The following is a 3,875-nucleotide window of genomic DNA, read 5'->3' as shown; positions in this document are numbered from 1 at the left end:
GGAGAGCATTTGCTAACTTTTCCAAACTGACTTTCTTGATTAATTGTAAAAGATTAATCAGGATTTTTAAAAAAATATAATCGGCTAGACTTAATTGACTTTTTAGGTGGTTTTGGTAGAATGTTGGGAACATTGTCAATACGTAGGTCTTGTTGCAAATTTAGAGACCTACTTTTTTTGACCACAAAATGCTACTAGCTTTACATAGCAAGCATTTCAGCCTGTTTCGTCACCCCGTCAGCGCTGACAGTCAATTTTTCGGTCATTACAGCTGAGGATTAAAGGAGTATTGTTACTATCAATAAATTTGCTCAGAGCCAACTCCCGCCCAGGCTCTGTAAAATTCTAACTATCGCAGTCAATAAACAGGACACTATTGCTAAGTATTGCTTCCCTTTGCCAACGCTTCCCCAGTTGGTAAACTTCCTGGGGGTTGGTGGTCAGAGCGGCAGGGTCGAGAGTATGTAAACTATACCCCAAACCCTGACAAGTGGCGGAGGCAATTTGGTATTTAGTGCTTTGGTCCGAGCGAGATAATTGCACTACGGGATAGCTATTTCTCCCCTCGCCGCCAGACCAAATGGTGATCAATTGCTCCACTATACTTAACTGAGAGCTAGGCAAAAGATGAAGGTTCGTCTGAGGCGGTTGGGGTTTGATCTTTCCTGCTAATTCCTGGTCTGTGGCATATTCTCCTAAAAGAAAGCAGAGGATACGCTGGTCAATATAGAGGGGGGACTGGCTTAGGATCAATCCTGGTTCTATGTGGAGCAGTTGCAAGTTTAGTAAAGGGCGTTGGGGAGAAAGGACACCCCAATTGGCTCCGGGAAGGGCGTCAAAAGCTAAACTGAGAGTAGGATAGTTTTTGTGAGGATGATTTTTTTGGGCTTTGGCAAACAAAGAATGGAAGTATGGTTCAATTTCCATGCCCGCGCACATGAGCAGGATATCCCTTTCAAAGGGGGAGAGATTGAAGAGGAGACAAAGTTGAGCCAGGGCAGAAGTATCGTCACCAATTTCAGTAACGGTTTGTAGATTTTTTTTACCTTCTATGTAGTTTTCTAAATAGTTACGAACTCGCTCGATTTCTTGTAACAGAGTACTAAAATTAGTGTGATACCAGTTGGTTTGAGAAAGGGGTGCCATGTCGCGCTCCAGGAAGACGGTGGGATCGACTGATATTGTTTTCTTCAAGGGTACAAGGTAAAAGGAACTAGCTATGCGCACTACTCATACCTATAAACCGAAATATTCTCACTCTACCTCGTTGTCATATGAACAAAAAAAGAAAGACTCCAGACGGAAAGGTTATAGAGAAATTTTGGATGCAGAGGAAAGGGAGTGGAACGCCGAAGAGGCGGTGGGGGAATGGGGAAGTATGAGTGCTAATGTGATGCGCACCTTAGAATCAGGAGAATACCAGCCGGAAACGGGAAGGAGAGAAATCGGGCTGCAACCAAAGCTAAGAATAGGACAGCCGGGAGATAGAAGCAGGCAAGGGGAGAATCACGGTGGGCATCAGGTAGTGCAGCCGAAAAGGATGATGGTGCAGCGAGCAGCACAACCGTTGACGGGGGATTCGGTGACTTATGGCGATAGCATGAGAGCATCGAGGAGGGAAAAAGAAAACAAAACTGGCTTGCCTGATCGCCTCAAGGGAGGGATAGAGAACCTCTCGGGCTATTCGATGGATGATGTGAGGGTGCATTACAACTCGGTAAAACCGGCACAATTGCAGGCATTGGCATATGCACAGGGGACGGAGATTCATGTGGGCCCAGGGCAGGAGAAACATTTGCCCCATGAGGCATGGCATGTGGTGCAGCAGAAGCAAGGAAGAGTGAAGCCGACGAAGCATGCAAATGGCGTGGCGTACAACGATGACCGGGCAAAGGAAAAGGAGGCGGAAAAGATGGGGGAGATGGCCACATCTACTAAAAAGCAGATTGTGTATAAGGGTGATACGACTCATTGGGAATGCTCTCACGAATTCCAGTCAGGAATCGACAAAAAACCAGTTCAAGGGTTAGTACAGCTTGTTAAAATAAACAGTTGGAAGAGATTTCAACCGATAGAGAGTGAAGCGATAGAAAATCAGAGAATAACTTACTATAGATCGGTTGTGACAGCGGTTGAAAGCGGTAAACATTCGGTTATATTAATTGAAATGTGGGATGAGAGGCGAGCCAAACCAGTGAACTATTTCATCGATCTAATAGCGGAGAAAGAGTCGTGGCATGACCGAGTGAGCCCGCTGATTCGGATTAAGTCCGATTATGATAGTTTAGCGATAAATCTGAAAGGCAACAGGATCCGTTCGTGGGAAGTGTCGACTAGGGCGGCGTACAAGATAATCGATAAGGCTCGGGAGTACGAAAGGAATAGTGAGATTTACGAGTACGCGATTAGAGGGCGGACAAGGACAGGGTGGGATGATTCAATAAATTGCACAAGCTTTGCGAAAGGTTTGTTGTGGCGTGGTGGAATTTACTACGATCTGCCGTGGTTTATCAGCCTACCGTCCGACCTAGTAGAAGAGCCGGGAAAGTTGGAGAGGGGAGTAAAAGGTTTAGGAGTAAGAGATAGGCGAGGGGAAAGTGGGTGATTGTTGATGAGGAACAGGGTGAACAAAGTAGGGTAATGGTAGCAAACCGGTGTTAGAGATTTTATTGAGCCGATTGTCGGGAGAAAGGTTAGGGAGAAAAAACCAAATGAAGGGAAGCTATGTACAGTAAGGAAAGATATATTTATAAGTGCGAAAGCGAGTCTTGATGGGTGGGCAAAGGAAAAGGAATCCTGATGAAATTGTAAAACTATCATAATTTGCCCACCCTACCCTAGGTCATGGGTACGCCTCTGTGGTTGGTTGGGTAAAAGCCAAGTGAAGCAACAACCCAAAACCAAACAGACTCATCCCATCCACCCCACTTCTAACCCACCGCCACCAATGGTTAAGGTAAGTCTCAATGCGAACGATATCCGCACCTTGCTCATAAGTGTGGCTCGTTCCTGGTAGGAGTCTCTAGAGAAATCAGAGGTATGACCAGGGGGATTCGCGGGATAAAACCCAAAATCCTAACTGATTATCGGATGTGGGTGAAAGCAGTAGGGTGGGCAAATGGACTAGATTTATGATCAATCGGCTAAAGTATGATGATTTGCCCACCCTACCCCACTGAGTGCGATCGCGTAGCGTGGCCTACGGCCAATCGCACTATATTTTAAAATAAGGGAAAAACCCCCCATATTTATTGGAGAAACCCCTTGGCAACCCTTACCGACATTGGCAAACTGATCACAACTGATGCCAATAGTAATCGTCCAGTCATTGCAGGAACTCGAACCTCTGTGCGCCGAATTGCTGGCCTATATAATCAAGGTAACAACGCCGAAGAAATAGCCAGACGATTAAATCACCTAACAATCACTCAAATTTATGCCGCCTTAACGTATTATCATGCTAACCGTCAGGAAATAGACCAAGATATAGCAGCCGAACAAACCGCCTATGAAGAACTCGCCAAACAACATTATCAGGCAACCAAACCCTAAAAATGACACAAATTCGTCTTTATTTAGATGAAGATAGCATGGTGTGCTATCTGATAACGGCCTTGCGTCTTCGCAACGTGAATGTTGTCTCGACAGGGGAAGCTCAAGGGAGTAGGGAGTAGGGAGTAGGGAGTAGGGAGTAGGGAATATGGCATCAAAAATTCTCACAATACATTTAGTGCGATCGCTCTTGTAGTGGCGTGGCACAGCTAATTTGGTGCATTAGATTCTAGGTCTTCATCAAGTTCAAATACAGGATATAGGTGTTTAAGTTTGACTCGTGCATCTTCGGTAGTAAATCGCCAAACGACCTTGGCTGAACT

The 3,875-nt window shown here is 45.5% G+C and carries 5 protein-coding genes and 1 pseudogene; 3 read left to right on the top strand and 3 right to left on the bottom strand.

Annotated features, from left to right (window positions below; genetic code table 11):
- Both F6K46_RS38690 and F6K46_RS38685 read right to left on the bottom strand, forming a co-directional pair.
- Window positions 1-133, bottom strand: a pseudogene (locus tag F6K46_RS38690) (IS4 family transposase); the annotation flags it as partial.
- A 212-nt stretch (window positions 134-345) separates the two neighbouring features.
- Window positions 346-1,194, bottom strand: coding sequence for a hypothetical protein (locus F6K46_RS38685; protein ID WP_293068530.1), 849 nt, complete (start codon window positions 1,192-1,194; stop codon window positions 346-348).
- A 25-nt stretch (window positions 1,195-1,219) separates the two neighbouring features.
- Between F6K46_RS38685 and F6K46_RS38680 the strand changes: the two genes are divergently transcribed.
- The 3 genes from F6K46_RS38680 to F6K46_RS38670 all read left to right on the top strand — a co-directional run bounded on the left by F6K46_RS38680 (window position 1,220) and on the right by F6K46_RS38670 (window position 3,552).
- Window positions 1,220-2,605 carry a DUF4157 domain-containing protein gene (locus F6K46_RS38680; RefSeq protein ID WP_293068527.1) on the top strand — a complete coding sequence of 462 codons (1,386 nt, stop codon included), beginning with the start codon at window positions 1,220-1,222 and terminating at the stop codon, window positions 2,603-2,605.
- Window positions 2,606-2,881: 276 nt separating this feature from the next.
- Window positions 2,882-3,016, top strand: a complete 135-nt coding sequence (locus F6K46_RS38675; RefSeq protein WP_293068524.1) for a hypothetical protein — start codon at window positions 2,882-2,884, stop codon at window positions 3,014-3,016.
- 248 nt (window positions 3,017-3,264) lie between these two features.
- Window positions 3,265-3,552, top strand: a complete 288-nt coding sequence (locus F6K46_RS38670; protein WP_293068521.1) for a DUF433 domain-containing protein — start codon at window positions 3,265-3,267, stop codon at window positions 3,550-3,552.
- Between the two features lie 23 nt (window positions 3,553-3,575).
- On the opposite strand, the gene F6K46_RS38665 is transcribed toward F6K46_RS38670, so the two are convergent.
- Window positions 3,576-3,707, bottom strand: coding sequence for a hypothetical protein (locus F6K46_RS38665; RefSeq protein ID WP_293068518.1), 132 nt, complete (start codon window positions 3,705-3,707; stop codon window positions 3,576-3,578).
- Between the last annotated feature and the right edge of the window lie 168 nt (window positions 3,708-3,875).

The sequence above is a fragment of the Moorena sp. SIO3E8 genome (assembly GCF_010692445.1).
Classification (GTDB): Bacteria; Cyanobacteriota; Cyanobacteriia; order Cyanobacteriales; family Coleofasciculaceae; genus Moorena; species Moorena bouillonii.
The sequence above is the reverse complement of the archived record's forward strand: the minus strand, read 5'-3'. Positions and strand labels throughout refer to the sequence as shown.

Excerpts from the sequence above, each read along its gene's own strand:
- F6K46_RS38680 (WP_293068527.1), top strand. The coding sequence starts at position 1,220 with ATGCGCACTACTCATACCTATAAACCGAAATATTCTCACTCTACCTCG.
- F6K46_RS38665 (WP_293068518.1), bottom strand. The coding sequence starts at position 3,707 with ATGCCATATTCCCTACTCCCTACTCCCTACTCCCTACTCCCTACTCCC.